We start from the raw sequence: 26,647 nt of genomic DNA, 5'->3' as shown, positions 1-26,647 counted from the left end.
GCGAAAGACCTCCCGATCGCCGGGACGTCTTGCACCGCTGCAAAGCTCAGGAACAATGAAGGTTTAGATACGCTCCACCGCAATCGCCGTAGCCTCACCCCCACCAATACACAGTGACGCCACACCCCGCTTCAGATCATAGGTCTCCAGGGCGCCCAGCAAGGTCACGATAATACGCGCTCCGGATGCTCCGAGTGGGTGACCCAGCGCGCAGGCGCCGCCGTGGACGTTGACCTTGTCATGGGGGATGTCCAGTTCCCTCATGGCGGCCAGCGGGACCACCGCGAAGGCTTCGTTGATTTCAAACAGATCCACATCCGACACATTCCAGCCAGTCTTTTCCATCAGCTGCCCGATGGCGCCCACCGGTGCGGTGGTGAACCACTCCGGCGCCCGGGCATGGCTGCTGTGGCCGCGAATGGCCGCCAGGGGTTTCAGGCCCCGTTTCTCCGCTTCCGACTGCCGCATCAGCACCAGGGCCGCGCCACCGTCGGAAATGGAGGACGCGTTGGCCGGGGTTACGGTGCCGTCCTTTCGGAAGGCGGGTTTCAGCGTGGGGATTTTCTCAGGCCGGGCCTTACCTGGTTGCTCGTCGGTGTCCACGGTGCCCCGGCCAGTATCCACGGCGACGATTTCGTTGCGGAAATGGCCTTTCTCGATGGCCTTCAGGGCCCGGTCCAGGGAGGCCAGGGCGTACTCGTCCTGCTGCTCCCGGGTGAAGCTGTAGTGGTCTGCGCAGGACTCGGCGAAGGTGCCCATCAGCCGGCCTTTCTCGTAGGCGTCTTCCAGGCCGTCGAAAAACATGTGGTCCAACATCTCGGCGTGGCCCAGGCGCGCACCGTTGCGCATCTTCGGTACCAGGTAGGGGGCATTGGTCATGCTTTCCATGCCCCCGGCCGCGATGATATCGGCGCTGCCCACGGTAATCAGGTCATGGGCCAGCATGGCCGCCTTCATGCCGGAGCCGCACACCTTGCTGATGGTGGTGCAGGGCGTCGACAGGTCCAGCCCGGCGCCCAGGGCTGCCTGGCGTGCAGGCGCCTGGCCCAGGCCGGCGGGCAGCACGTTGCCCATCATCACTTCACTCACGTCCTTGCTGCCCAGGGACGAGCGTTCAATGGCGGCCCTGAGTGCTGCTGCGCCCAGATCGGTGCCTGACAGGTTTTTCAGATCGCCCTGAAAGCCCCCCATGGGGGTGCGGGCCATACTGGTAATTACAATCGGATCATTGCTCACGGTGATTCACCCTTGTCTTCAGTCTTCTGATTCAGTGTATCGCGGCCTGTGGCGGTAACCCAGAGCAGGCGGAACATCTCCAGCAGCATGAGGCCGAATGCCAGCGGTACCATGAGGATTACCGGCCATATGGGCCAGTGTGTTGAGCTGATCTGGAATTGCCGCCCGCTTGCCGCCGACTTCCAGGCGAACTCGGTGACGTACCACATCACCACCAGGAACACGATGATCTCCACCAGCAGCACGAGAGACGCGATAATGCGGTGGACAAGGGGCGGCAGCTTCGCCTGCAACATATCGAATTTCGGAAACATGCCGTCCCGGTGGGCCAGGGGAATGGCCCAGAAAACCAGCAGCGGGAAGGCCACACGTTCGATCAGGTTATACCCGCCAGGTATCAGGTCCATGTTGAAGACATAGCGACCCAGAACGCTCAGCACGGTCATGATCATGATCGCAAACAGGCAGAAGCCGGCCCCGACCGAGGCCAGGCCGCCTTCCAGTTTGCCAAGTCTTTGCCAGAATCCCATAAAACCTCCTTAGCGCATCTGGGCCGGTAGCCAGGTCACAACGGCCGGGAAGACCAGTAGCAGGGCCGTTACGATAACCCCCGCTGTTACAGCGAAGATGGTGGCGCCGCGAAAGACCTGTGAGGCCGGGTGATTGGCCGCACTGGCCGCCGCGAAACTGGCGAGGCCCACCGGCGGTGTCAGCAGGCCCAGGGCAATCATGGTTGAGGCACTCACCCCGAACCACAACAGGTCGATATTGGCGACCTTCAGCAGCGGCAGGATGATAGGCACCAGCAGCACGATAACGGCAGCGGACTCCAGGAACATGCCGGCAATGAAAAAGACGGCCAGCAGAATCACGGCAACCAGGCCAGGGTTGGCCAGCACCGGTTCCATCACTGAAATCAGTTCATTCGGCAACCGGGAGAAGGTGAGGAAACGGGCGAAGATCTTGGCGCCGAGCACCAGCATCATCAGCGCAGCGGTGATCTTCACGGATTCAGACAGGGCCAGGAAGATATCCTGGCGGCTGACGCGGCGCATGGCGATCATGCCCACCATGGCCGTGAAGGCACCGATGGCGCCGGCTTCGGCGACGGTGATGATGCCGCCGTAGATGCCCCCGAACACCACCACCATCAGGGTCACCACGAACAGGAAGGCATTACGGCTCTTGCGGCGGCTGTCCGCCGGCTCCGGCTCGTCGGGCACTGTGCCGTCTGCCTGGGCGTCGTGGCGGGTTTCGCCGAACACCCTCAGACATACTACGTAGATAAGGATGCACAGTACGGCGGGTCCGATGGCACCAATGAAAAGGTGACCAATGGGTACCGACGTGAGTGAGCCATAGATAATCATGATCAGGCTCGGTGGAACGATGGCCGACAATGATCCCGCGACTGCAGCGATGCTCAGGGAAAACCGCCGGGTATAGCCCAGCTTTTCCAGTTCCGGAGAAGCCACGGAAGCCAGCGAAGCGGAGCTGGCGGCACCTGAACCGGAAACCGCGCCAAGCAGTGATCCGGTCACAATGGTGGCCACCCCCAGGGGGAAACGGCGATAACCGGACATGCGATGGCCGACCTGGAACAGGTCATTGATAATGCCGCCCCGCAACAGCATCTGTGCCATTAACAGATACAGCGGGACAATGGACAGGGAATAGATGGAGGCGGTGTAGAAGGTGTCGGGGCCTATAATGCCCCCCAGTGGCCCGGTGCCAATGTACAGGGCAATACCGACAATGCCGGCACCAAACAGCACGGTGGCGACGTTCTGGCCCAGGGTCAGGAAGATGGCAAACCAGGCAATGACGATCCAGATAGCAGTCGTTGCAGACACAGCGAGTCACCCGCAGGGTTGGGAAATACGGCAGTGCGGCGATGGCCGGGCCATCACCGCACAATTGGCGAGGTCAGTTAAGCTGGAGGTATTCGGCGGCCCCTTCGGGAACCTTCCCTCCGCGCTCCCTGATCAGCTCTGCCCACTGCCTGGCTGCAGCTTTTGCGGGATGGCCGTCATCTTCAAGTTGTTCGATCCAGCGGATCCAGGTCTGGCTGGCCGCGTTGGACATATGGGCCTGCATCTCTTCTGAAAGCTCTGCGATCTCCACGAAGGTGGTGCCGTCTGCGCTGGTCGTCTCGCGAACCGTGATTTCCCGTTCGTCAATGTAGCGGGCGTTCTCCATGGCGACTTCCCTTGCGATGCGGTCCCAGGTCTCGCGTTGTTCCTCGGTAAGCCCTTGCCAGGTCTCTTCGGTCATCGACAGATAACTTTCCCAGTGACCCATGGAAATGCCGGTGATGGCGTATTCAAGCAGGTCCTCAAAGGAGTAGGACGGCCAGTCGGCTACTGACAGGATGGTGCCTTCCACCGTATTCCGCGACAGCGCCTCATAGGAATCGGCGCTGGTCATGGTGACGGGGGTTGCGCCCAGTTCTTCCAGCAGGATGGTATGCAGGGGGGAGCCGGCGCGGATGGGCAGCCCCTTGATGTCAGAAGGTTCTTTCAGCTCGATACCGGTCGTGGCCAGTGAGTAGGCCGAGGTGGCACCTACCGGCCAGCCACGGATGCCTTTTTCACCCAGTTCGTACTCATAGAAGGACTTGCCGTCTTTAAGCTCCTGGTCCGAGTCCATCAGCTCCAGCAGCGCATCGGTGACCAGTTCCGAGGTGGTTTCCAGCGTTGGCAGCTGGGTGACATCGGACAGCGGGAAACGGCCTTCATGGTAAGGCGCCAGCAGCGGGGCGGCTACGTGAATAATACCATCCTCCAGGCCGCCCAGTTCCTGGCCCGGGGTGACCAGTGAGCCGGAATAATAGGGTTCGAAATCGATGCCGATACCTGCTGCTTCAATAGCCTCCATGAACGGGTCCATGTGCTCGCCGGCCCAGAAATGCTGCTGGCCGATACCGGACGAAATGCGCATGGTTTCAGCACCGGCCGTACCAGCCAGTGCGAGTGAGCCGGCAAGCAGGCCGGCGGAGGTTGTTCTGACAAGTGTGCTGCTCATTACGATCCTCCTGTGACCCCGGGCAGGGGCCACCTGCTGTTGCGTGTTGTATTTGTTGTGTGCGGCTTCCGTGCTTCCCCGGCAGTTCGGATCGGGGGCAAGTTACTCCGGTAAAACGGATGTTGTTTCAGTTGGAATGTCGATCGCCAGACAGCAGTTCCGCACCCCGGCGGCCGAGGGCAACCGCCAGGGCACCGACGGTGGCGGCATTGTCTGACGCCGCGTTGCCGGACTCGGCCCGCTTGGCAATGCCCTGGAAGATCACGGCCCAGCGGAACAGCGCGAAGGCGTGGTGGAAGGTGGTCAGTCCGTTACTGAATCCGGCCGCTTCCAGGTAAGTCTCTTCAAACTGCTGGCGCTCGGGAATGCCGAGGGCCTTCAGGTCGGCGCCCATCAGGCCGCCGTACTCTTCCGGTGTGATGTGCCACATGGCGGTGGCATGGGCCAGGTCCGCCAGCGGGTGGCCCAGGGTGGACAGCTCCCAGTCCAGAACGCCGACGATACGGGGCTCGCTGGGGTGCAGCATCAGATTGCCGATGCGGTAGTCGCCATGCACCAGGGTGGAGGTTTCATCACCGTCGTCGTTTTCTGCCAGCCATTTTGCGAGCTGGTCGATCTCGGGAATTTCCCGGGTCTTGGACAGCTCCCACTGCTTCGTCCACCGGTGAATCTGGCGGGTGAAGAAGGGGCCGGTGCGGCCGTAATCCTCCAGGCCCTTTTCAGCCAGGTTCACCCGATGCAGGTTGGCCAGCACCTGGGCCTTGTGCGTATAGATCGCTGTGCGTGCCTCGGGATCATGGTCGGGCAGGGTGCTTTCATGAAAGACCTGACCATCCAGGCGTTCCATGAGGTAAAAGGGGGCGCCCAGCACAGATTTGTCCTGTTCCAGTCGTACCATCTCGGGTACGGGTACGCCGGAGCCGGCCAGGGCGTCCATGATGCGGTATTCCCTGTCCACCCGGTGGGCGCCGGGCAGCAGTTCGCCGTTAGGCGCCTTGCGCAGAACCAGCCTGCGTTCGCCAACAGTGACAAAATAGGTGGGGTTGGACTGGCCGCCGGAGATGGGTGTGATCTCGACCTGTCCGGCATCCAGGTTAGCCATGTCCGGGAACTGGTTGCTCAGATAGTCAACCAGGGCCCCTGGCTCGAAATCGGTTTTGCGGTCAGACGGACTGGTTTGTGTGTTACTGCTGTCACTCATTGGCGAGGCCCTTGTGGTGCGGGTGTCGGCGTTGTCTACGGTCAAGGCGTCAATAACCTTGGGGGAACGCTGGCGACGGCGGATGATTGTTTTTCGGGATTGGGTCGACAATAGGCCACCCTGTCTGCCCCCCAATCGTCGCAATAGACGATTTTGCCTTCTTGGTTATGCGTTTCGGTTCCGGGATTGACATCGAAGCGGGCCTTTCCGAAATATCGTCGGAATGGACGATTTCTTCTGTATGGCGCCCCCGCAATCTACCTGAAAGATAAAAACAACAATGAAAGACCCGCTCCTGGTACTGATCCGCCCGGCTGAACAACCGGTATGTGGACGCGGGTCCGTACAGGGAGGCGTTGTGAACATACTGGAAATCAGCCAGCTGTCGCTGTCCTTCGGGGGCGTGCACGCTCTTCAGGATGTCAGCTTCCACGTGCCGAAGGATACCGTCACGACTGTGATTGGTCCCAACGGTGCTGGCAAGACCTCACTGTTCAACTGTATCTCCGGTTTCTACAAACCCCAGCAGGGTGAAATCCGTTACCAGGGTGAGCCCCTCAAGGGTATCAGGCCCCCAAAGCGTGCGGCCCTAGGCCTGGCCCGAACCTTCCAGAATATTGCCCTGTTCCGGGGCATGACCGTGCTCGACAACATCAAGCTCGGCGCCCATGTCCATATGAAAACCGGCCTGCTGGGGTCACTGGCCTATTATGGCCGGGCCCGTCGTGAGGAAATGGAAATCCGCGAGGAAGTGGAGCGCCGCATCATCGATTTCCTCGAGATTGACCATATTCGTCGCCACCCGGTGGCGAGCCTGCCCTATGGCCTGCAGAAACGTGTGGAGCTGGCCCGGGCCCTGGCCATGCGGCCAAAGGTGCTGATGCTGGATGAGCCGGTGGCGGGTATGAACCGGGAAGAAAAAGAGGATATGGCCCGGTTTATCCTGGATATCCGGGAAGAGTGGGACATCACCGTGCTGATGGTTGAACACGATATGGGCATGGTCATGGACATCTCTGATCACATCGCCGTGCTCAACTTTGGCCAGGTTATCGCCGAGGGTAAGCCGGAGGATGTCCAGCAGAATCCGGAAGTGATCAAGGCCTATCTGGGTAACAGCGATATCGACAGTCTCAGGAAGCGGCTCAACCCGGACCGGGAGGCCGCCTGATGGACTGGTTGTTCTTTGGCGAAATCAGCCTGGCCGGGCTGGCCATGGGCGGGCTCTATGCCCTGATCGCCCTTGGCTTCGTGATCATCTACAAGGCGACGCGGGTCATCAACTTCGCCATCGGCGAAATCATGATGTTTGCCGCCTATCTCTTCCTGGCCTTCGCCGGGGGCATGGAACTGTCGCCCTGGGTGGCGGTACCCCTGGCCGTCCTCGGCGGTGCGCTGCTCGGCGGCGTCATTGAGAAATCCATGATCCGACCCATGCTGGGGGAATCGCCCATTTCCGTGGTCATGGTGACAATTGGTATTGCCAGCATCCTGGTGGGTCTGGTGGAACTGATCTGGACCGCTGATCCCCAGCTGCTGCCGAATTTCCTGCCCCGCACGCCGGTATTTATCGGGGAGATGTACCTGGCGCCGAAGATTGCCTATGGCTTCATGATCGGCATGGCCATGCTGGTCCTTTACTTGCTGTATTTCCGCTTCTCCCGGGGCGGGGTTGCCCTTCGGGCGACAGCCTCAGACCAGGCGGCGGCCTATTCCATGGGCATCAATGTGCGCCGGGTGTTCAACCTGGCCTGGGTGTTCGGTTCGCTGGCGGCGTCCCTGGCGGGGATCCTGGTGGCGGCGACCGGCGGCCTGAGTCCGCAGTTCGGCATTATCGGCCTGAGTGTACTGGTGGTGGTCATCGTCGGCGGTCTCGACAGCATCCTCGGTGCCCTGATCGCCGGGGTGTTTATTGGCTGGCTGGAAACCGTGGCCGGCGCCTACCTGGGCGGGGAATATCGCATGCCCGCCACCTTTGCAGTACTGGCGGTGATCCTGGTTTTCAAACCCTACGGCCTGTTCGGCACCCATGAAATAGAGCGAGTGTAAGATGAGGATCGGCGACGCCAAACAGACGTACCTGGCCGATGAGGCCATCTGGACCAGCAGCACCCAGAAAACCTGGTTTGCCCTGCTGCTGGCGGCATTGCTGGCCTTCCCCTTCATGGCCAGTTCCTACCTGTTGTACCTGGGTTGCCTGGTGGGTATCGCGGTGATCAGCACCACCGGCCTGAATATCCTCACCGGTTATACCGGTCTGATCTCCCTGGGGCAGGCAGGTTTCATGGGTGTGGGTGCCTATACCGTGGCCTGGCTGTCCGGCAACACCGGACTGCCGTTCCCGGTAACCTTGCTGGCGGCCGGACTGCTGGCGGCAGCGGTGGGAATCCTGGTTGGCCTGCCCTCGCTGCGGGTGAAGGGTCTCTACCTGGCTATTGCCACCCTTGCGGCGAGTGTTTTTCTGCACTTCATCTTTGCCGAATGGGAGACGGTCACCGGTGGCATGGAAGGTCTGAGTCTCAGCCCGGCCCATCTGTTCGGGCTGGAATTCCGCAGTGACTTCGCCATGTATTTCATTATCGTGCCACTGGCCATTCTGGCGCTTGTCGGGGCAAAAAATCTTTTCCGAACCCGTGTGGGACGGGCGTTTATCGCCATTCGCGACCGGGACATATCGGCGGCGATTCTGGGTATTCCGCTGTTGAAGTACAAATTGATGTCCTTCGCTCTGAGCTCCTTCTACGCCGGGGTGGCCGGTGGGCTTTTCGCCTACTTCTACCGGGTGGTCACGCCTGAGAGCTTTCCCCTGTCCATGTCCATATTCTATCTGGCGGCCGTGATCGTCGGCGGTATGGGCAACCTGCTGGGGGGCATTCTGGGCGCGGCCTTCATGACCCTGGTGCCGGAGGCACTGAAGTTGCTCACGGCTGCCATGACGCCGTTCTGGCCGAAGGCCCCGGTGTTTATGTCGCCCATGCTGGAGATTATCTTCGGGGCCCTGATTGTAGGCTTTCTGATTTTCGAACCTCACGGACTGGCGGAGATCTGGCGTCGTATACGCCGGTTCTTCCACCTGTGGCCGTTCCGTAACTGATTAACGCGACGGCTGAATACTGACCCGACAACAGCAACAACAAGAAGCAAGGAGAAGGCCCATGTTCCACAAACTGACTCAGAAGAGTCGCCGGATGGCCGGTATCGGCACTCTGGTGGCCGCCCTGGGAATGGCTGCCCCGGCCCTGGCCCAGGACAAGGAGCCCATCGTATTTGGCGGCTCCATTCCGTTGTCCGGTGTGTTTGCCTTTGCGGGTATTCACATCCATGACGGACTGACCGACTACACCGATTACATCAACGACCAGGGCGGCATAAACGGCCATCCGGTGGAATACGTGATGGAAGATACCGCCTATGAGGTGGACCGCTCGGTAGCGGCGTTCAAGAAGATCTCGGGCAGTGATGAACCCGCCGTCTACTACGGCGACAGCACCGGCTTCATGAAGTCCATTGCTTCTGAAGTGAATGAGATGAACTCGGTACTGCTCAGCGGCGCCTCGTTTGCCACCGCACTTACGGACAACGAAAAGTACCCCTACCAGTTCATTCCGGGCCCCAACTACACCCAGATGTTCGGCATTATCCTGGAATACATTGCCAGTGAGGGTGAAGAGGGCGACATGCCCACCGTGGCCTTTGTCTACAGTGACACCGAATTCGGCAAGGACCCCATCGAAAACGGCAAGGCCCGTGCGGCCGAACTGGGCATTGACGTGGTCGAGGAGATTGTCACCAAGCCGGGCAGTGTGGATGTCTCCAGCGAGGTGCTGAAACTGCGCCGAGCCCGCCCGGACTATGTGGTTTTTCACGGTTACATCCTGTCGCCCATCAATGAATTCATGGTGCAGATGCGGGACATGGGGCTGGATACCAAGTTCATGGGGACCTTCTGGTCGTCTGACAAGCTGATTATCGACAAGATGGGTGAGGACGCCGACGGCTACATGGGTGTCATGCCGTACAACTACTACGACAGTGAGGAAAGCGGACCCATGCTGGACGCGCTGCGTGCCCAGGCCGAGAAGAGTGATTCGGAGGCCGGTTACCGTCCCACCGGTTACATGCAGGGCTGGTTCAACGCCATGGTATGGACCGAGGTGGTCAAGCGTACCCTGGACGCGGGCAAGGAACTGACCGGCGACAACATGGCGGAAGCCCTGGCCTCCATTGAGGACTGGGACACCGGCGGCATCATCGGTATTCCGGTGACCGTGAAGAACATGTCTTTCCCTGTTGGCCGTATCTGGCGTGTGAATGCCAGTGAAGGTCGTTACGAGCCGGTATCCGACTGGATTCACCTCGACTGAGGCCGTTATGGACGCCGTTCTGGAAGTCGACAACATTGAGGTGGTCTACAACAAGACGGTGCAGGTCCTCCGGGGCCTGTCCCTGAGGGTTCCCCGCGGTGCCATCGTGGCACTGCTGGGATCCAACGGGGCCGGCAAGTCCACCACCCTGAAGAGTGTTTCCGGGCTGCTGTCCCTCGAGGATGGAGAAGTCACCGCCGGGGACATTCGCTTCAATGGGCAAAGTCTGAAGAACCGCCCCCCGGAAAAAATGGTGCGGGACGGGCTGTTCCATGTCATGGAAGGCCGGCGGGTATTCGAGGACCTGACCGTGGAGGAAAACCTGGTGGCGGCCACCTATGCCCTGACCGGTCGTGGACAGGGTACTGGTGGGGGCCAGGAAATGGTCTATGACTATTTTCCCCGTCTCAAGGAACGCCGGCGTCAACTGGCTGGGTACCTGTCCGGCGGCGAGCAGCAGATGTTGGCCCTGGGCCGGGCGCTGATCGCCCAACCGGAACTGATCATGCTCGACGAGCCATCCCTGGGCCTGGCCCCCCTGCTGGTGGAAGAGATCTTCGAGATCGTCGCCCGCATCAACCGGGAACAGGGCACCGCCATTCTGCTGGTGGAGCAAAACGCCGCAGTGTCACTGGCCATAGCCTCCTATGGTTACATCATGGAGAACGGCAAGATCGTCATTGACGGGCCCGCCGACAAACTCACCGACAACGAGGATGTCCGGGAGTTCTACCTGGGCGTTGGCGGCAAGGAAGGCGAAGCCCGCAGTTACCGGGATATCAAGCACTACAAGCGTCGCAAACGGTGGCTTTCATGACAGCACCTGCAATTCCTGAACTGACCCTGCCGCAGATGCTGCGGGAGCATGCCCGCCAGCGGCCCCATGACCTGGCCCTGCGCCAGAAAGACTTCGGTATCTGGCAGGCCATCGACTGGCAGACCTACTATCGCCGGGCCTGGCAATTTGGCCTGGGGCTTAGGGCACTGGGACTTGAACCCGGCGGTCATGTGGCCATCATCTCCGAAAACCGGGAGGAATGGGTGATCGCCCAGATGGGCATCGGCCTGGTGCGGGGGATCTGTGTTGGGGTCTACCCCACCAGCCCCTGGAACGAAGTGGCCTATGTGCTGGAGCACAGCGATTCCACCATGGTGATCTGCGAGGACCAGGAACAGACCGACAAGATTCTGGAAGCCTGGCCCCAGCTTCCACACCTGAAGCACAACATTGTTATCGACATGAAGGGCCTGCGCCACTATCCGGACCCGCCCACGCCCTTCGGGGACGTGGAGGCCATGGGCGCCGCCTACGAACGTGATCATCCGGGCATCGTGGATCAGCTGCTGGACGGCCAGCACATGGATGAAACCGCGCTGATGATCTACACCTCGGGCTCTACCGGCCGGCCCAAGGGTGCCATGATCTCCTGGCGTAACCTGCATGCCGCCGCGCCGGGGCTGATTGAGCTGCTGGATATCGGCGAACACGACACGAGTCTTTCCTACCTGCCCCTTTGCCACGTGGCGGAACAGGCTTTTACCAATATCGGACCATTGTACGTTGGCAGCACGGTGAGTTTCGGTGAGAGCCTGCGTACCGTGCAGGAGGACCTCAGGGAGATTGCGCCCACCTTTTTCCTGGGCGTTCCCCGGATCTGGGAAAAGCTGCACTCGTCCATCTACATCAAGATCCAGGAAACCGGTCGTTTGCGCCGATCCCTGTTCAACCGGGCCATGGCCGCCTGCGCCCCCCTGGCCACCAAACCGAAGGCGCAGTGGAGTTTGTCCGACAAGGGCCGCTATGGTCTCTGGTACTGGCTGGTGTTCCGGGCACTGCAGAACTTTGTGGGCCTGCGGCGATGTCACATTGCCATGACCGGTGCCGCGCCCATATCCTCAGGCATCCTGGAGTTCTTCCGCACCATTGGTGTGCCACTGGTGGAAGTCTATGGCCAGACGGAAAGCACCGGGGTAGCGACCGCCCAGCCCGTCGACGATATCCAGCTGGGTACCGTCGGCAAGGCGGTGAAGGGCGTCGAGGTAAGGCTCGGAGACTTCAACGAGATCCTCCTGCGCGGCGACAGCATGTTCCAGGGCTATTACAAGAATGACGAGGCTACCGCCAAGACCCTTAAGGATGGCTGGTTACATACCGGCGATGTGGGGGAGTGGCAGGGGGAACACCTGCGCATCGTGGATCGCCTGAAGGACATCATGATCACCGCCGGGGGCAAGAACCTGTCACCCACGGAGATCGAAAACACCATCAAGGCGAGCCCCTATATCAAGGAATGCATCGTCATCGGCGAGGCCCGCAAGTATGTGTCTGCGCTGATCCAGATCGACTTCGACACCGTCGCCAAGTGGGCCGAGCAGGAGCGGGTGGCCTACACCACGTTCCGCAGCCTGTCGGAACATGAACAGGTCAATGCGCTGATCCAGCAGGAAGTCAACAGGGGTAACGACCAGCTGCCCCAGGTGGCGCAGATCAAGCGCTTTTCATTGCTGACCAAGGAACTGGACCACGACGATGATGAAGTGACGGCCACCATGAAGGTGCGGCGTAGCAAGATCTATGAGAAATACACGGAGGTTATAGAGTCGTTGTACGAAGGAGCTTGACTGGCCATTGACCTTCGCGCCCCGGGTAAGGAGGCTTTCTACACGTGAGCTTCGTGGTCTTTCCGTTCGGTAAACCGGTGAAGTTCAAGGGGCTGTGGCCGGGGGGCTTTCGGAACAGCGCCAGGGAAGGCGCGGTGCAAGGGGGGCCAGGACGGCCCCTGAATTGCAGTGGAGAAAGCCCCCCGGCCGCAGACCGGACTCCAAAGTAGAACGCAACTTAACGCGCGTCTCAGGCAATCCGTTCCTTCAACCCGGCCTTCACCAGCTTGCCATTGGCATTCCGTGGCAAAGGCTCGTCCTGGATGGTCACATAGTCCGGTGTCTTGTAGTCCGCCAGGTTTTCCCGGCAGAACTGGCGGATGTCGTCGTCGCTCAGTTCCTGGCCGTCCACCTGGGTGACGAACACATGGATTTTCTCCCCCAGCACCTCATCCGGATGGGGAATCACCGCGCACTCCACCACCGCCGGATGGCCGGTAATCAGGTTCTCCAGCTCCACGCTGTAGATGTTGTAGCCACCCCGGTTGATCATGTCCTTCTTGCGGTCGAAGATGCGCACAAAGCCTTCCTCATCCATGGAGCCGATGTCCCCGGACTTCCAGTGGCCGGCGGTGAACTCCCGGGCGTTGGCTTCCGGGTTGTTCCAGTAGCCCGGTGACACCATGGGGCCGCTGATCCACAACTCGCCGGATTCCCCGGGGGCCACTTCACGGCCGAGGTCGTCCATGATCCGGATATCGCCGCAGGGCACCGGCTGCCCCACACTGTCCGCGTGCTCGCCGGCGTCGCCCAGGGGCAGGCAGGTGGAGGGAGACGTGGTTTCAGTGGCGCCATAGGCGTTGATCAGTTCCAGGTCTGGCAGCTGGTCCCGTAATTGCGCAATGGTGCTTTCCGGCATGGGCGCGCCACCAAAGCCGCCGATGCGGAAGGCGCTCAGGTCATGGTCACGGAAGTTGGTGCGCAGCAGGCACAGGTTATACATGGCCGGCACCATGATGGTGTGGGTGACCTTTTCCCTGGCCAGCAGCTTCACGGCTTCTACCGCATCAAAGGCGGGAATCACCACGATGGCGCCTGCTACATGGGTCATGGTCAGCATGTTGGCCACCAGCCCGGTCACATGGCTGCCTGGCGCCACCAGCAAAGTGCGCTCGCCATCCCCGAGGGCCATGGTGTGCTGGAAGTGCATCACCGAGTGAATGATGTTGAAGTGGGTGAGTATGACCCCCTTCGGTTTACCGGTGGTGCCAGAGGTGTAGAGGATAACCGCGGGATCTTCTTCTCTGACCGTGGGCAGGGGCGGCTCTGTGCCGGTGTCCTTCAGCAGGTTCTCGAAGGGCTCGCTGTGTTCATCACCGCCGCCAATGGCAAAACGGTGCCTCAGGCCTGGCAGTTCGTCGGGCGTGGGCAGCTTGCTGCCCTGTTCGCCGGCAAAGACGACCGCCCTGGCATCGGAATGCTCCAGCATGTAACGCAGGCCAGGCCCCTGCTCCCGGGTGTTCAGGGGCATGACGATGGCGCCTGCCCGCAGAACGCCCAATACCGTCAGCACCAGCTCGGTGCTGTTGCCAATCAGCAGGCCGACCCGGTCACCGGGCTCGACTCCCCGGTGCCGGAGCTGGGCGGCCATGGCCCCGGCACGGTCGGCCACCTCCCGGTAACTCAGCCTTTGCCCTTCACAGACGATACAGTCTGCGCCCGGAGCCCGCTCCACCGAAGCCAGAAACGACTCCAGCACACTGGCCGGGCGTTCCCGGTAGCAGCGTACAACACGGTCACCGAAATGATGTTCATGGCGTATGGCAAAGTCAGGGGTGGTGCTCATCGGGATGAATCTCCGGTTCTTGTCGTTCAGGTGGTGGGAGGAGGCTACTGTTCGAGGCGTACTACGGCATCACCAACCACCTTGGTCTCGCCGTGCTGGTTGACCACGCTGAGCTCGAGCCGGGCTCTCTGTTCGCCGGCTTCCTCGAAGCGTTCTGTAATCCTTCCGCTACAGCTGAGTTCGTCGTGGACCTGTGATATGGCCACAAAACGCATGCCGAAACTGACCAGGGCGTCCTGGGGCAGCCAGTTGGTGAGCATACGGCCCAGATAGGCGGATGCCAGCATGCCATGGGCAAACACATCGTCCATGCCATGATAGCGGGCGAAGTCCAGGTCCACATGAATGGGATTATGGTCGCCGGAAGCGCCGGCATACAACGCGAGGGTCAGTCGCGAAATGGGGGGTGTGGAGAGGGGCGGAATCTCGTCCCCCACCTTGATGGAAGTGGTGTCGACATCAGGGCGCATAGGTCTTACCTGTGGCGGATAATAATAATGGAACGAAGGTCGGCGAGCCTTTCCGGCTCTCCATTGGTGGTATCCCGGAAAACGGCGGTTTCCCGTACCACGAACTCCATGGCACCGGCTTTTTTCTGGTAGATGTCGGTAATCCGGGAGTCAAAGGTCAGCCGGTCGCCTGCGCAGGCCACCTGGTGGTAATCGAAGTGTTGCTCGCCGTGCAGCACCTTTCCCAGCTCGATGCCCAGCGTATCCATATAGTCGTAGGGGTTGTCCCGTTCCATATCCAGGCAGAACAGGAACGTGGGGGGCACCGGCAGTGATCTCCAGCCTGCCGCCTTTGCAGCGTCTTCATCCAGGTAGACCGGATTGGTCTCGCCAATGGCCTTGGCAAAAAAACGCAGACGGCCGGCTTCAATCAGTTGGGTATGGACCGGCAACCGGAAACCGATAAAGCCCGGATCGATCATGGCAACCACCTTGCGGCTATAGGAAAAGGACAGTGCATCGCAGGCACCAGGTTGCCTCCTGCCAGCCCCGGGGGCTGGCAGGAGGCTGGCTCAGCCGGTGGTGACCGGCTTGAAGTCGCCGTACTCTTCCCGGAGCTTGGTCTTCAAAAGCTTGCCGGTGGCTGTGTGTGGCAGTTCATCCACAAAGAGGATGTCGTCCGGAAGCCACCACTTGGCTACGTGCTCCTCGAGGAAGGCCATCAGCTCGTCTTTGCCGATGGTGGCGTTGTCCTTGAGCACCGCGATCAGTAGAGGCCGTTCCTGCCATTTGGGGTGGGCAATACCAATCACTGCGGCTTCGGCCACCTCCGGGTGGGAGACGGCAGCGTTTTCCAGTTCGATGGAGGAAATCCACTCGCCCCCGGACTTGATCACGTCCTTGGACCGGTCTACCAGGGTCAGGAAACCATCCGCGTCGATGGTGCCGATATCCCCAGTGGGGAAGAAACCTTCGCTGTCCAGCTTGCTGCCCCCCTCCTGGCGGTAGTAACCACTCGCTATCCAGGGGCCCCTCACATAGAAGTGGCCGGATGTCTTGCCGTCCCAGGGCAGGCGCTCACCGTCGTCATTGACGATCTTGATGTCCACGCCCCAGATTCCGCGCCCGGCCTTGGTCCTGAGTTTCGCCATTTCCTCATCACTGAGGCTGTCGTGCTTGGGCAGGGGTTTGTTGATGACGCCAAGCGGACTGGTCTCGGTCATGCCCCAGCCCTGAACCATGTCGATACCCGACTTGCGGAAACGTTCGATCATGGCAATGGGTGGTGCCGAACCACCCACACCCACCCCGGTCAGGCTCAGCTTGTCGAGGCTGGCGCCAGATGTGGAGTCCAGGTACTGGAACAGCATCAGCCACACGGTGGGCACCGCCATCGAGAAGGTGATGTTCTCGTCTTTCATGAGCTGATAGACGCTGGCGCCGTCCAGGTGCTGGCCGGGCAGAACAACCTTCGCGCCCACCATCGGGGCCGAATAGGGTACACCCCAGGCATTGGCGTGGAACATCGGCACAATTAACAACATGCTGGTGCGGCTGCTGATTTCAAAGGCGTCGGGGGCCACCTGCATAAGTGAATGAAGTACGGTGGAGCGATGGCCGTAGAGAACCCCTTTCGGGTTGCCGGTGGTACCGGAGGTGTAGCACAGGGATGAGGCCGTGCGCTCGTCGAACTCCGGCCATTCGTAGTCGTCGCTGGCCGCTTCCATCAACTCTTCATAGCAGTAGAGGTTGGGCAGGTCGATGTCCGGCATGTGCTCCCGGTCGGTCATGGCCACGAAGGCCTCTACCGTCTCCAGCTGCGGCGCCAGCTGCTTCACCATGTCGGCAAAGGTGATGTCGAAGAACAGCACCTTGTCTTCGGCGTGGTTAATGATATAGGTCAGCTGCTCCGGAAACAGGCGCGGGTTAACCGTGTGCAGGATCGCACCGCTACCGGAAACACCGAAGTAAAGTTCATAGTGGCGGTAGGTGTTCCAGGCCAGTGTGCCAACCCGGTCCTGGAAATCCACACCCAGGGTTTTCAGGGCGTTGGCCATTTGCTTGGAGCGATTGCGCAGTTCCCGGTAGTTGGTGCGGTGCATCGGACCTTCCACGGTCTTGGTGACGATCTCGGTTTCCGGGTGGAAGGTGGCGGCGTGCTCGATCAGTGACGAAATGAGCAGGGGCTTGTCTTGCATCAGTGCTTGCATGGCACTCTCCTGAAGTTGTTGTGGTTGTAGCAGGATGTAAACCCCAGTGTCTCGCACCATGGCAACAGTGCCCTCGTCTGATTCGACGATTTGCGGCGGCCGGCCTTTTCTGATCTCGTCGGAACAGACGACGCCGTTGGCCGGGTGGATTATTACGCTGGATGGTGGCCGGAATTGCCCGGCCGTTTCCCGACAGCAAGTTCACAACAATAAACGCACCCGGAGCTGGTGCACAAAGGAGCTGTAATGCGTTATTTGACCATGCCCCGTTTTACCCGCCTCGCCCTGCCCCTGGCTATTGCCGGAACACTGATGGCCAGTGCGGCGGACGCCCGTTCAATCCGTTATGCCACCGGCTATGCCTCCCAGTCCATCGGCGCTGTAGCGGGTGATGCCTTTGCCGAGGCGCTTGATAAGTACTCGGGTGGCGAACTGACCGCAAAGGTCTACCCCCAGTCACTGCTGAGTTTTTCAGAGACGCCCTCTGGTGTCCGTGATGGTCTTGCCGACAGTGGCCTGGTGCTGACGCCGTATTTTCCGGCAGAGTTTCCGAGTACCAACCTGGCAGCGGAAATCTCCATGCTGCTGGAGCTGACCGGTGCACCGGCGGAAACCGCCGGCCTGGCCTACGCCGGTGCCATGTCTGAATATCTGTTCAACCACTGCCCGGAATGCACCGAGGAGTTTGACGAGCAGAACCAGGTGTTTATCGGTGGTGGCGGCACCTCGCCGTACTTCCTGTTGTGCAACACGCCGGTACGCAATATGGAAGAGCTTGAAGGTAAGCGCATGCGGATTGGCGGTGCCCAGTGGTCGCGGTGGGTGGAGAGTATGGGCGCTTCCCCGGTCTCCGTTCCCCAGCACGAAACCTATGAGGCCCTTAGCCAGGGTGTGGTGGACTGTTCTGTCCACTCAGCGCCGGAGCTGACCATCGTGAAGCTGATGGAAGTGGTGTCGGACCTGACGACCGGCGCGCCGGGAGGTGTGTTTGCCGGTGTGGCGAATACCGTCAACAAAGACACCTGGAGCAGCCTGGGCGAGGACGAACGGAGCGCGGTGCTGCATGCGTCTGCCGTGCTTTCGGCGGAGCTGAGCTGGGGCTATGCCGAGGCAGCCCTGGAGAACATGAAGACCGCGGAAGAACTGGACGGAATCGAGATACATGAAGCCAGCGATGATATGAAGGCTCAGACCCGTGAGTTTATCCAGCAGGACCTGGATGCCATGGCTACCACCTACGCCGATAAGTACGACATCAGCAATGCCAGCGAGATGATCGAGACCTTCAAACCGATCCTGGAAAAGTGGGTGTCGCTGGTGGACGGCATCGACAGTGGTGAAGCACTGGCTGACCTGTACTGGGAGGAAGTCTTCTCCAAGGTGGATGTCAGCGGCTACGGGCAGTAACCATCCAATAACAACAAGAATCATTGGCAGCCTGTCTGGCCTATGGCTGGCAGGCTGCATGAACAGGAGTGTTGAATCATGATCCTGCACAAGCCTGAACTGATCGAGGAATACACCAACAAGGGATACTGGGGTAACAAAACCCTGCTGGAACGCTTTGCCGTCAACTGCGCCGCTCACCCGGACCGCGAGGCAGTGGTGGATCCGCCCAACCGGGACGAGCTGGTGGGCACGCCCGCCCAGCGTCTGACCTGGGCCGAGTTTGGCCAGGCCGTGGATGCCACCGCAGCGGAACTGTCGCGTCGCGGATTCGGCAAGGACGACGTGCTGGTGGCTCAGCTGCCCAATGTATGGGAGCTCGCCATGCTGTACCTGGCCGCGGCAAAGGCCGGCGGCCTGCTTTCCGCTCTGCCCATGCAATGGCGCAGAAAAGATGTAGGTTATGTGATGGAAATGACCGGGGCCCGGTTCTATGCCTCGGCCGAGAGCTTCCACGGTTTTGACTACCAGGCCCTGGGCCAGGAGCTGGGTTTCGACCATTACATTGGCCTGAAAGAGCTGACCGATATTGCCCGCACCAAACCCGGCCAGGTACCGGAAGTGCCGGTCGATGCCAACGACATCTTCACCCTGTGCTGGACGTCCGGCACCGAGGCAGACCCCAAGGGCTGCCCCATGAGCCACAATAACTGGGAGTACCTGATCAGCCTGGTATTCACCACCTGTGGCCTGCAGAAGGGCGACCGCATCCTGTGCGTGGCACCCCTGGTCAACATGACGGCGGTGGGGGTGAACTACGTACCCTGGCTGGCAGCGGCGGGGACCCTGGTTCTGCACCATCCGATCACGCCGGAGATCCTGCTGCGTCAGCTTACCGAAGAGCGTATCCAGTACACCATCCTGGTACCGGCGATGCTGAACATGATCGCCAAGCTGCCCAATGTGGACCAGCTGGATCTGTCCAGCGTTCGGACGATCACCACCGGGTCAGCGCCGCCTTCGGCCTGGTCCATGCAGGAGTTCAAGCGCCGCTGGGATATCGATATCGTCAATATCTGGGGCCAGAACGAGGGCACCAGCCTGGTGGCCGGACCGGCGGATGTTCCGGACCTGGACATGCGGGTGGATCACCTGCCCTGGTGGGGCAGGAAGGGCATCGAGTGGCCCTCCGGCATCTACGGTGTCGAGGTGAAGATCCTGGGCGACCGGGATGAGGAAATCACCGAGCCCGGCGGCATCGGTGAGCTGTGCTATCGCAGCCCGGGGCTTTTTGCGGGCTACTTCCAGCGTCCGGACATCACCGGGCGTTCATTCACGGATGACGGCTTCTTCCGCACCGGTGACCTGTTTATCGTGCAGGATGACAAGCACGTGGGTTTCTACGACCGCAAGAAGGACATGGTGATCCGCGGCGGCTTCAATATCTCCAGCGTGGAAGTGGAGAACGCGGTACTGGGCTTTGACAAGGTGCAGGACGTTGCCGTCATACCCCAGCCGGACGACATCATGGGTGAGCGGGTCTGCATCTGTGTGGTACCTGCGGATGAGGACCATCCGCCGACCCTGGAGGAAATCAACGACTACCTGAAGGAGCAGGGTATGAGTGTCTACAAGCTTCCAGAAAAGATGAAGCTGATTGACGCCATTCCCCGTAACCCGGTGGGCAAGATCCTCAAGAAGGAGTTGCGGACCCTGTAGGGCAAAGGGGCCGGGGTTTGTGCTCCCTGGCCCCTTGATTGGTTACCTACTGCCCTTCGTTACATACCGTACTGGTTCACATCCACTTTCGAGAACACTTCATCCCAGTAGAGCTGCTGTAGCTCTTCTCCGGTTTCCACATCCTGTACCAGTTCGATCCAGCGTTCCAGGCTTTCCCTGAACTCCTCAATCATATCCGCAGACCGGTCCAGGTCATGCTTCTCCTGGTAACGGGTGGCGATGGTGGCCACATCATTTTCAATGAAGTCGCGGGTGGCTGCCTTGAGTTCATCACCGGCCTCATGGACGGTAATGTCTTCCTTCTGCTCGATCAGCTGCCGGTTTTCCTCATGCTCCTTCACGTAAAGGCGGGCCAGCTCGGCGATGATGGCGGCTGAACCGTAAAGTACGGCCTCCCGGTTCTCGGCAGACAGACCCTTCCAGGCGTCGGCATTCATGTGGGTGGCAATGCCCCCGAAAATGCCGCCGGGAACCCCCAGGGTAATGTCGCTGGTCACTTCAATGAAGTTGAAGTTGGTCAGGTCCGGCAGGTTGTGGGCGGTGCAGTCCAGCACGCCCTGGCCCAGGCCCTCGTAAACCTCGTTGACCGCCATTGAAACCGGAGAGGCATCCATGGCCTCGACCCACCGGGCCCACTGCGGGCCGCCAATGCGGATACGCTTGCCCTCGATGTCCTCCATGGTGACAACGGGCTTGTTGCAGATCAGGGTATAGGGGGTACTGCCGGAGATACCCAGGAACACCTGGTTGTTATTGGTGTATTCCTCGACACATTCCGGGCAGTTGTTGAAGACATACTCGGAGATGGCGCCGCCAAATGCGAAGGTGGCCTCCCGGGCGGTGGTGTTATCCAGTTCCAGCAGCATTGTCAGCTCCGTCAGCATGATGGTACTGGGGAACTCGGTCTGGAAATAGGGTGTCAGTACCGCGCCGAAGTCCGCCATGCCATCCCGCAGGCCCGGAGGGGTTTCCATAAAGCTTAACAGGGACTGCATGTAGGGCTTGACTGTCAGGTCACCACCGCTGCGATCCTTCAGGGCGTTGGAGAACACTTCGATACTCTTGGAGCCGATGGAATTGGGCGTGGCGCCGGAGGCAAAGCTCAACTCGCGGGCTTCCACATTGCCGGCTGCCAGCAGGCCAGTCAGTGCTGCGCCGGCAATAAAACCGGCCAGAGGGGTCTTGAGGTATATCATGGCGTACTCCTGTTCATTGTTGTTGTTGGATTTTCCGGTTCAGCTCACCTTGCGGTCCCGGTCGGACCAGTGTTCTTCCCTCAGTTTGTACTTGAGCAGCTTGCCCGCCGGGGACAGGGGCAGTTCGTCGCGGATCTCCAGGCTGCGGGGAATCTTGTAGTTGGCGATCAGGGTCTTGCAGTGGGCCATGACTTCGTCCAGGGTCAGCCCGGCGTCGTCGTTCACCACCACTGTGGCGTGGACCCGTTCGCCCCAGTCTTCGTCCGGCACGCCGATGACCGCACACTGCGCCACCTGGGGCATCTGCAACAGCGCTTCCTCCACTTCGGCGGAATAGACGTTTTCGCCACCGGTGACGATCATGTCTTTGATACGGTCCACCACATAGACAAAGCCGTCGTCATCCATGTACCCGGCATCGCCGGTATGCATCCAGCCGTTACGCAGGGCCTGGGCGGTCTGCTCCGGCTTGTTCCAGTAGCCCTGCATGACCACCGGGCCCCGGGCCACGATCTCGCCCCGGGTACCATTGGGTACGGTGTTGTCCTCGCCATCCACGATGCGGATCTCCACCATGGGCAGGGGGCGGCCGGCGGACATCATCTTGCCGCTTTCAAACCCTTCGTCGGTATGCCAGTCCTTGGTGAGAATGGTGACCGTCGGGGACAGCTCGGTCATGCCGTAGGCCTGCAGAAAGCCGGCTTTGGGCATGGCCTGGCGGGCCTTGTTGAGCAGGGTGCTGTCCATGGGGGAGGCGCCGTACATCATGTGCTGCAGGCCGCTGAGGTCATAGTTGCCGAACTCCGGATGGGCAAGGACCATCCGTAGCATGGTGGGCACCAGGAAGGTCTCGATCACGCCCTCGTTCTGGATCGCCTCCAGCACGGCTTTGGGTTCGAACATGGGAATGATCACATTGGTGCTGTGGCGGGCCACCGCCTGCAGGATCAGGCCGGTACCGGCGACGTGGAAGGTGGGGGCTGCATGCAGGGTCACGGAACGGATCGGCATGTTGGCCACCGCCTGGGAGCCCAGACCGTTGCTGAACAGGTTCATGTGACTGAGCATAACGCCCTTGGGTTTGCCGGTGGTGCCCCCGGTGTACATGACGGCCGCCAGGTCGTCCTTGCTGCGCAGGGTATCTTCCATCTCATCGTTGTCGCGGACCAGGTCCTCGAAATTATGGGTGCCGGCGGGAGTTTCCTTGTCACCCGCGTATATCACCGTCTCCAGGGCCTTCGAACCTTCCTTCAGCGGGTTGATCATGGCGCTGAAGGTGTCATCCACCACCAGGAAGGTGCTTTCACAGTCGTCCAGGGAATAGACGATCTCCGACGGGCTCCAGCGGATGTTTACCGGGTTGATCACGCCACCGGCCCAGAAGGTAGCGTAGATGGCTTCGGCATAGCGGTCCGAGTTGAGGCTCAGGATGGCTACCCGGTCGCCTTCCTTCAGTCCCAGCTGTTTCAGACCGGCGGCCAGCCGGGCGATGCGGGAGACAAATTCCCGGTAGGTGTGACGTCGGCCCTGGCAGACGGTGGCCGTCTTGTCCGGTGCCTCGATCAGGGCCTTATGCAGGGGTTGCGTCAGGTACATGTGTTCGGGTCTCCTTGTTTCTTGTTGTCAGTGCTGGATCAGAAGCCGTGCTTGTCCACGTCGACCTTTGAATACACTTCGTCCCAGTAGAGCTCGGTAAGGGCCTCGGGAGAGTCAATGTCGTCCACCATGCCAGCCCACTTTTCGATGATGGGCCGGAAATCCGCCAGCATCTCCTCGCCGTCCGTAATGCCGTAACGTTCCTGGTAGGCGCTGGCGATCCGCTCCAGATCGGCCCGGATGAACTTCCGGTTGGCGTCGATGAGGCCCTCTGAAGGCTCATGAACGGTGATGTCTTCCAGCTCGCGGGCTGTCTCCAGGTTGTCCAGGCTGGCCTGGGCGTAGGCCCAGGTGATGTCGGCGGAAGTCACCGCAGTGGCGTACATCACAGCCTCTCGCTGCTTAGTGTCCAGTGACTGCCAGAAGTCCCGGTTGATACTGTTGCTGGAGGTGCCGTAAACCCCGCCTGGTACGTCTGTGGTGATATGGGTGACCACTTCCATCATCTTGAAAATGGTCAGTTCCGGTGTGGACTGGATGGTACAGTCCAGAACGCCCTGGCTGATGCCCTCATACATTTCGTTCACTGACATGGACACCGGTGAGGCCTCCATGGCTTCGGCCCACCTTGACCAGTTAGCGCCACCATGGCGCAGGCGCTTACCCTTGAGATCCTCGACGGTGGTCACGGGTTCATTGCACAGCAACATGTACCGGGTGCTGGCGCCGGCACCAGCGTAGACCTGGTTCTGTTGAGTGAACTCTTCCAGGCACGAGTCGCAGTGATTGAACAGGTATTCCGCCATGGCGCCCCCGAACGCCATACCGGCCCGGTGCTGTTCCAGGTCGGTGAATTCGAGCAGCATCGAGGACTCACCCACCAGGTTGGCGCGGGGGTATTCGGTGGAGGCATAGGTCAGCAGCACGGCGCCGGCATCCGCCATGCCATCCCGCAGGCCGTCGGACATTTCCATGAAGTTGAGTAGCGTCTGGGGGTAAACCTTGGCGGTCAGGGAGCCGTCGGAATGTTCCTTTAATGCTTCCGCGTACCGGTCGGCGGCCTTGGAGCCGATGGAGTTTGGCGGGTAGCCGGTGGCGTACTTCAGTTCGGTGGCCTGGGCCTGGCCCAGAACGGCAGTTGTCAGCACCGCGGCTGAAACCATGGCTGGCAGGTGTAGGGCTTTACGCATCGGGTCATCTCCTGGTCATTGCGGCAATCCGGGCGCCGCTTTTTGTTGTGGGATGGAGCGTCGAGCGTGGGCTTGGGTGCTGTTTTTTTATTGTCGTTGTCTGGGTTGTGAACAGCTTCCAACAAGCTAGGTCACGACCGGAGAGTCAGCTATCGTCGGAACCGACGAATTGTGTACTTTTGCGTCAGCGAGATCGGGAGGTCGCTCTGGCGAGCGAATCGGAAGAGACAAGGGGGCGCTGTTGGAGACGCCGGGGGCCCCGCGCGCAGGTGACCCCCGGGCGAATCCGGCTCAGCCGGCAAATTCGTCGTTGCAGGCCTTTTCCATGGCTTCCCGGTATTCCGCTGTCAGGCGCTGGCATAGCTCTGCTGCCGATGGCTCATCTTCGATGGCACCGACGCCATGGCCCGCGGACCAGACGTTCTTCCAGGCCTTGGCCTCGTTTTCCATATCCAGGCCGGTATGGCCGTCGGTGGCGGCCAGGTCCAGGCCCGCGGCTTCCACGCTCGGGCGCAGGAAGTTGGCATTAACACCCGAGACCTTGGGCGTGTAGACAATATCAGCAGCATGGGTATCGCGCACCATCGCCTTGTACTCGGCCTGTACCATTGATTCTTCGGTTGCGAGGAAACGCGTGCCGAGATAGGCGAGGTCAGCGCCCATAAGGCGTGATGCAGCGATCTGGGCGCCGGTACTGATGCTGCCTGCCAGGATGATTGTGCCGTCAAACACCTGGCGGATTTCCTGCACCAGGGCAAACGGACTCACGGTGCCGGCATGGCCACCAGCGCCTGCAGACACCGCGATAATACCGTCCACACCGGCCTCAGCCGCCTTCTCCGCATGGCGGCGATTGATCACATCATGGAACACCAGGCCGCCATAGGAATGCACGGCTTTCACCACTTCCGGTACGGCTCCCAGTGAGGTAATCACCAGGGGGACCTTGTACCTGACCACCTGCTCCAGGTCGGCCTGCAACCGGGGATTGGAGCGATGGACAATCAGGTTGACCCCATAGGGCGCTGCATCCTTGCCCTCAAGGCGGCTTTCAATCTCCTCCAGCCATTCCACGAAGCCTTCGGTAGAGCGCTGGTTAAGGGCCGGAAAGGTGCCCACGACACCGTTGAGGCAGGTCTCCACCACCAGGTCCGGGCCGGATGTGAGGAACATGGGGGCAGCGATGGCCGGGACTTTGAGCCGGCCCTGGAAGGAAGCGGGAATGGGCATGGGAATTATCTCCGTCAATATGCGTTTACGACCCGTCAGGCCGATGCCTGGCAGATGATAGCGGTCTAATGCTCCCATGGTGATGCACCTGCCGATTCGTCCAATCTGACGATTCTTTGGCCAGTGGTGTCCATTAGTTTGGTCCGATCTCAACAAAAAGGTGACGACAATGGATTGGCAGGCTTATATCGATACCGACAAACTTCGTTCGTGGATGGCTTCGCAGGGGTTTGGCGACGGCGAAATCACCGGTGCGCACCTGCTTGGTGGCGGCACCCAGAACCTACTGCTGCGCTTCGACTACAGCGGGCAGAGCCTGGTATTACGGCGGCCGCCGCCTCATCTTCGCGCTAATTCCAACGAAACCATGCGCCGTGAAATGCGCATGCTCGAGGCGCTGGCGGATTCTGACGTGCCCCATCCCCGCCTGGTAGCCGGGTGCCCTGACGAATCAGTGATCGGGGCCGCTTTCTATCTGATGGAGCCGGTGGAGGGCTTTGCCCCGGTGAATGGGCTGCCTGAATTCCACGCCTCGGATGCCGCTGTACGCCACCGTATGGGGTTGTCACTGGTGGAAGGCATCACAGCCCTGGGGGCGGTGGATTACGAGGCTGTCGGCCTTGCCGGATTCGGCAAGCCGGAGAACTACCTTGAGCGCCAGGTGAATCGATGGCGCCAGCAGCTTCAGAGTTACGGGGACTTCCCCGGCTGGTCCGGTCCACGGGCAATTCCCGGTGTGGAGACTGTCGCTGGCTGGCTGGAACGTCACCGGCCTTCGTCGTTTGAGCCGGGTATCATCCACGGCGACTATCACCTTGGTAACGTCATGTACCGTCACGACAGTGGCGAACTGGCGGCCATTGTGGACTGGGAGCTGACCACCATCGGCGACCCGCTGCTGGACCTGGGCTGGCTACTGGCCACCTGGCCCGGGGCGACACCGGCCGAAGACACCATTGAAGGATTCCGGGTACAACCCTGGGACGGGTTCCCGGCCGCCGGGGAGCTGGTGGAACATTACCGGGCCCGGACTCACCGGGATACGTCCTGCATCGAGTGGTATGCGGTACTGGCCTGTTACAAGCTGGGCATCATCCTGGAGGGAACCCACGCTCGCGCCTGTGCAGGAAAGGCGCCTAAAGCCACGGGGGACCAGCTGCATGCCAGTACCGTGGCGCTGTTTGAGCGGGCGCTGGGTTGGGTGCGCTGACTCGGGCGATGGCGCCTGAAGCCTGCTGCTCCTCTATGGCCATTTCACCCCGCACTGTTGCAGGTACCGTTCACCCTGAGCCTGTCGAAGGGTGTTCTCGCCGGCTACTACCAGTCTCTCTCGCCCAACCTTCTACAGGCGCCCTTCGACAGGCTCAGGGCGAGCGGG

22 protein-coding genes are annotated in these 26,647 nt (G+C 60.6%); 9 read left to right on the top strand and 13 right to left on the bottom strand.

What is annotated here, in order from left to right; genetic code table 11:
- Window positions 1–63 precede the first annotated feature (63 nt).
- From ACESMZ_RS10045 to ACESMZ_RS10025, 5 genes are all read right to left on the bottom strand, one after another.
- A complete protein-coding gene (locus tag ACESMZ_RS10045; protein WP_372972590.1) occupies window positions 64–1,242 on the bottom strand; it encodes an acetyl-CoA C-acyltransferase in 1,179 nt (392 codons plus the stop codon).
- Window positions 1,233–1,766, bottom strand: a complete 534-nt coding sequence (locus tag ACESMZ_RS10040; protein WP_372958498.1) for a TRAP transporter small permease — start codon at window positions 1,764–1,766, stop codon at window positions 1,233–1,235. Before ACESMZ_RS10040 ends, ACESMZ_RS10045 begins: the two co-directional genes overlap by 10 nt.
- Before the next feature lie 9 nt (window positions 1,767–1,775).
- Window positions 1,776–3,089 carry a TRAP transporter large permease subunit gene (locus ACESMZ_RS10035; protein ID WP_372958497.1) on the bottom strand — a complete coding sequence of 438 codons (1,314 nt, stop codon included), beginning with the start codon at window positions 3,087–3,089 and terminating at the stop codon, window positions 1,776–1,778.
- A gap of 73 nt (window positions 3,090–3,162) precedes the next feature.
- Window positions 3,163–4,260: a hypothetical protein gene (locus tag ACESMZ_RS10030; RefSeq protein ID WP_372972548.1), complete on the bottom strand. Its 1,098-nt coding sequence runs from the start codon at window positions 4,258–4,260 to the stop codon at window positions 3,163–3,165.
- Between the two features lie 127 nt (window positions 4,261–4,387).
- The gene (locus tag ACESMZ_RS10025; protein WP_372972547.1) at window positions 4,388–5,506 is read right to left on the bottom strand and encodes a phosphotransferase family protein; all 1,119 of its coding nucleotides are present in this window, start codon (window positions 5,504–5,506) and stop codon (window positions 4,388–4,390) included.
- 313 nt (window positions 5,507–5,819) lie between these two features.
- On the opposite strand from ACESMZ_RS10025, the gene ACESMZ_RS10020 reads away from it, so the two are divergent.
- From ACESMZ_RS10020 to ACESMZ_RS09995, 6 genes are all read left to right on the top strand, one after another.
- Window positions 5,820–6,632 carry an ABC transporter ATP-binding protein gene (locus tag ACESMZ_RS10020; protein ID WP_372972589.1) on the top strand — a complete coding sequence of 271 codons (813 nt, stop codon included), beginning with the start codon at window positions 5,820–5,822 and terminating at the stop codon, window positions 6,630–6,632.
- Window positions 6,632–7,510, top strand: coding sequence for a branched-chain amino acid ABC transporter permease (locus tag ACESMZ_RS10015; RefSeq protein ID WP_372958493.1), 879 nt, complete (start codon window positions 6,632–6,634; stop codon window positions 7,508–7,510). Before ACESMZ_RS10020 ends, ACESMZ_RS10015 begins: the two co-directional genes overlap by 1 nt.
- Before the next feature lies 1 nt (window position 7,511).
- Window positions 7,512–8,555, top strand: coding sequence for a branched-chain amino acid ABC transporter permease (locus tag ACESMZ_RS10010; RefSeq protein ID WP_372972546.1), 1,044 nt, complete (start codon window positions 7,512–7,514; stop codon window positions 8,553–8,555).
- A gap of 61 nt (window positions 8,556–8,616) precedes the next feature.
- Entirely contained in the window at window positions 8,617–9,825 is a 1,209-nt protein-coding gene (locus tag ACESMZ_RS10005) for an ABC transporter substrate-binding protein (RefSeq protein ID WP_372972545.1), read from the top strand.
- A 7-nt stretch (window positions 9,826–9,832) separates the two neighbouring features.
- Window positions 9,833–10,642, top strand: coding sequence for an ABC transporter ATP-binding protein (locus ACESMZ_RS10000; RefSeq protein WP_372972544.1), 810 nt, complete (start codon window positions 9,833–9,835; stop codon window positions 10,640–10,642).
- Window positions 10,639–12,447: an AMP-dependent synthetase/ligase gene (locus ACESMZ_RS09995; protein ID WP_372972543.1), complete on the top strand. Its 1,809-nt coding sequence runs from the start codon at window positions 10,639–10,641 to the stop codon at window positions 12,445–12,447. The genes ACESMZ_RS10000 and ACESMZ_RS09995 overlap by 4 nt, the downstream gene beginning before the upstream one ends.
- A gap of 229 nt (window positions 12,448–12,676) precedes the next feature.
- Here the strand turns inward: ACESMZ_RS09995 and ACESMZ_RS09990 are convergent, their stop codons facing one another.
- The 4 genes from ACESMZ_RS09990 to ACESMZ_RS09975 all read right to left on the bottom strand — a co-directional run bounded on the left by ACESMZ_RS09990 (window position 12,677) and on the right by ACESMZ_RS09975 (window position 16,931).
- Window positions 12,677–14,272, bottom strand: a complete 1,596-nt coding sequence (locus ACESMZ_RS09990; RefSeq protein WP_372972542.1) for a class I adenylate-forming enzyme family protein — start codon at window positions 14,270–14,272, stop codon at window positions 12,677–12,679.
- Window positions 14,273–14,316: 44 nt separating this feature from the next.
- Window positions 14,317–14,742 carry a MaoC family dehydratase gene (locus ACESMZ_RS09985; protein ID WP_372958487.1) on the bottom strand — a complete coding sequence of 142 codons (426 nt, stop codon included), beginning with the start codon at window positions 14,740–14,742 and terminating at the stop codon, window positions 14,317–14,319.
- Window positions 14,743–14,747: 5 nt separating this feature from the next.
- Entirely contained in the window at window positions 14,748–15,203 is a 456-nt protein-coding gene (locus ACESMZ_RS09980) for a MaoC family dehydratase N-terminal domain-containing protein (protein ID WP_372958486.1), read from the bottom strand.
- A gap of 90 nt (window positions 15,204–15,293) precedes the next feature.
- Window positions 15,294–16,931: a long-chain-fatty-acid--CoA ligase gene (locus tag ACESMZ_RS09975; protein ID WP_372958485.1), complete on the bottom strand. Its 1,638-nt coding sequence runs from the start codon at window positions 16,929–16,931 to the stop codon at window positions 15,294–15,296.
- Between the two features lie 246 nt (window positions 16,932–17,177).
- On the opposite strand from ACESMZ_RS09975, the gene ACESMZ_RS09970 reads away from it, so the two are divergent.
- Together ACESMZ_RS09970 and ACESMZ_RS09965 are read left to right on the top strand one after the other, a co-directional pair.
- On the top strand, window positions 17,178–18,338 hold the full coding sequence (locus ACESMZ_RS09970) for a C4-dicarboxylate TRAP transporter substrate-binding protein (protein ID WP_372972541.1): 1,161 nt from the start codon (window positions 17,178–17,180) through the stop codon (window positions 18,336–18,338).
- A gap of 78 nt (window positions 18,339–18,416) precedes the next feature.
- Window positions 18,417–20,036, top strand: a complete 1,620-nt coding sequence (locus ACESMZ_RS09965) for a class I adenylate-forming enzyme family protein (RefSeq protein WP_372972540.1) — start codon at window positions 18,417–18,419, stop codon at window positions 20,034–20,036.
- Window positions 20,037–20,095: 59 nt separating this feature from the next.
- Here the strand turns inward: ACESMZ_RS09965 and ACESMZ_RS09960 are convergent, their stop codons facing one another.
- From ACESMZ_RS09960 to ACESMZ_RS09945, 4 genes are all read right to left on the bottom strand, one after another.
- Complete coding sequence (locus ACESMZ_RS09960) at window positions 20,096–21,253, bottom strand: C4-dicarboxylate TRAP transporter substrate-binding protein (protein ID WP_372972539.1); 1,158 nt, start codon at window positions 21,251–21,253, stop codon at window positions 20,096–20,098.
- Window positions 21,254–21,292: 39 nt separating this feature from the next.
- The gene (locus ACESMZ_RS09955) at window positions 21,293–22,849 is read right to left on the bottom strand and encodes a long-chain-fatty-acid--CoA ligase (protein ID WP_372972538.1); all 1,557 of its coding nucleotides are present in this window, start codon (window positions 22,847–22,849) and stop codon (window positions 21,293–21,295) included.
- Window positions 22,850–22,887: 38 nt separating this feature from the next.
- Complete coding sequence (locus ACESMZ_RS09950) at window positions 22,888–24,039, bottom strand: C4-dicarboxylate TRAP transporter substrate-binding protein (protein ID WP_372972537.1); 1,152 nt, start codon at window positions 24,037–24,039, stop codon at window positions 22,888–22,890.
- 291 nt (window positions 24,040–24,330) lie between these two features.
- A complete protein-coding gene (locus ACESMZ_RS09945; protein ID WP_372972588.1) occupies window positions 24,331–25,269 on the bottom strand; it encodes an NAD(P)H-dependent flavin oxidoreductase in 939 nt (312 codons plus the stop codon).
- A 169-nt stretch (window positions 25,270–25,438) separates the two neighbouring features.
- Between ACESMZ_RS09945 and ACESMZ_RS09940 the strand changes: the two genes are divergently transcribed.
- Window positions 25,439–26,479: a phosphotransferase family protein gene (locus tag ACESMZ_RS09940; protein ID WP_372972536.1), complete on the top strand. Its 1,041-nt coding sequence runs from the start codon at window positions 25,439–25,441 to the stop codon at window positions 26,477–26,479.
- Window positions 26,480–26,647: the final 168 nt, after the last annotated feature.

The organism is Marinobacter sp. (assembly GCF_041690615.1).
Taxonomy (GTDB): Bacteria; Pseudomonadota; Gammaproteobacteria; order Pseudomonadales; family Oleiphilaceae; genus Marinobacter.
The sequence above is the reverse complement of the archived record's forward strand: the minus strand, read 5'-3'. Positions and strand labels throughout refer to the sequence as shown.

Bases quoted from the DNA above. Each gene is read 5' to 3' on its own strand.
- ACESMZ_RS09970 (WP_372972541.1), top strand. From the start codon at position 17,178: ATGCGTTATTTGACCATGCCCCGTTTTACCCGCCTCGCCCTGCCCCTG.
- ACESMZ_RS09940 (WP_372972536.1), top strand. From the start codon at position 25,439: ATGGATTGGCAGGCTTATATCGATACCGACAAACTTCGTTCGTGGATG.
- ACESMZ_RS10005 (WP_372972545.1), top strand. From the start codon at position 8,617: ATGTTCCACAAACTGACTCAGAAGAGTCGCCGGATGGCCGGTATCGGC.
- ACESMZ_RS10000 (WP_372972544.1), top strand. From the start codon at position 9,833: ATGGACGCCGTTCTGGAAGTCGACAACATTGAGGTGGTCTACAACAAG.
- ACESMZ_RS09980 (WP_372958486.1), bottom strand. From the start codon at position 15,203: ATGATCGATCCGGGCTTTATCGGTTTCCGGTTGCCGGTCCATACCCAA.
- ACESMZ_RS09995 (WP_372972543.1), top strand. From the start codon at position 10,639: ATGACAGCACCTGCAATTCCTGAACTGACCCTGCCGCAGATGCTGCGG.
- ACESMZ_RS09965 (WP_372972540.1), top strand. From the start codon at position 18,417: ATGATCCTGCACAAGCCTGAACTGATCGAGGAATACACCAACAAGGGA.
- ACESMZ_RS09955 (WP_372972538.1), bottom strand. From the start codon at position 22,849: ATGTACCTGACGCAACCCCTGCATAAGGCCCTGATCGAGGCACCGGAC.
- ACESMZ_RS09960 (WP_372972539.1), bottom strand. From the start codon at position 21,253: ATGATATACCTCAAGACCCCTCTGGCCGGTTTTATTGCCGGCGCAGCA.
- ACESMZ_RS10010 (WP_372972546.1), top strand. From the start codon at position 7,512: ATGAGGATCGGCGACGCCAAACAGACGTACCTGGCCGATGAGGCCATC.
- ACESMZ_RS10015 (WP_372958493.1), top strand. From the start codon at position 6,632: ATGGACTGGTTGTTCTTTGGCGAAATCAGCCTGGCCGGGCTGGCCATG.
- ACESMZ_RS09990 (WP_372972542.1), bottom strand. From the start codon at position 14,272: ATGAGCACCACCCCTGACTTTGCCATACGCCATGAACATCATTTCGGT.
- ACESMZ_RS10030 (WP_372972548.1), bottom strand. From the start codon at position 4,260: ATGAGCAGCACACTTGTCAGAACAACCTCCGCCGGCCTGCTTGCCGGC.
- ACESMZ_RS09985 (WP_372958487.1), bottom strand. From the start codon at position 14,742: ATGCGCCCTGATGTCGACACCACTTCCATCAAGGTGGGGGACGAGATT.
- ACESMZ_RS10040 (WP_372958498.1), bottom strand. From the start codon at position 1,766: ATGGGATTCTGGCAAAGACTTGGCAAACTGGAAGGCGGCCTGGCCTCG.
- ACESMZ_RS09945 (WP_372972588.1), bottom strand. From the start codon at position 25,269: ATGCCCATTCCCGCTTCCTTCCAGGGCCGGCTCAAAGTCCCGGCCATC.
- ACESMZ_RS09975 (WP_372958485.1), bottom strand. From the start codon at position 16,931: ATGCAAGCACTGATGCAAGACAAGCCCCTGCTCATTTCGTCACTGATC.
- ACESMZ_RS09950 (WP_372972537.1), bottom strand. From the start codon at position 24,039: ATGCGTAAAGCCCTACACCTGCCAGCCATGGTTTCAGCCGCGGTGCTG.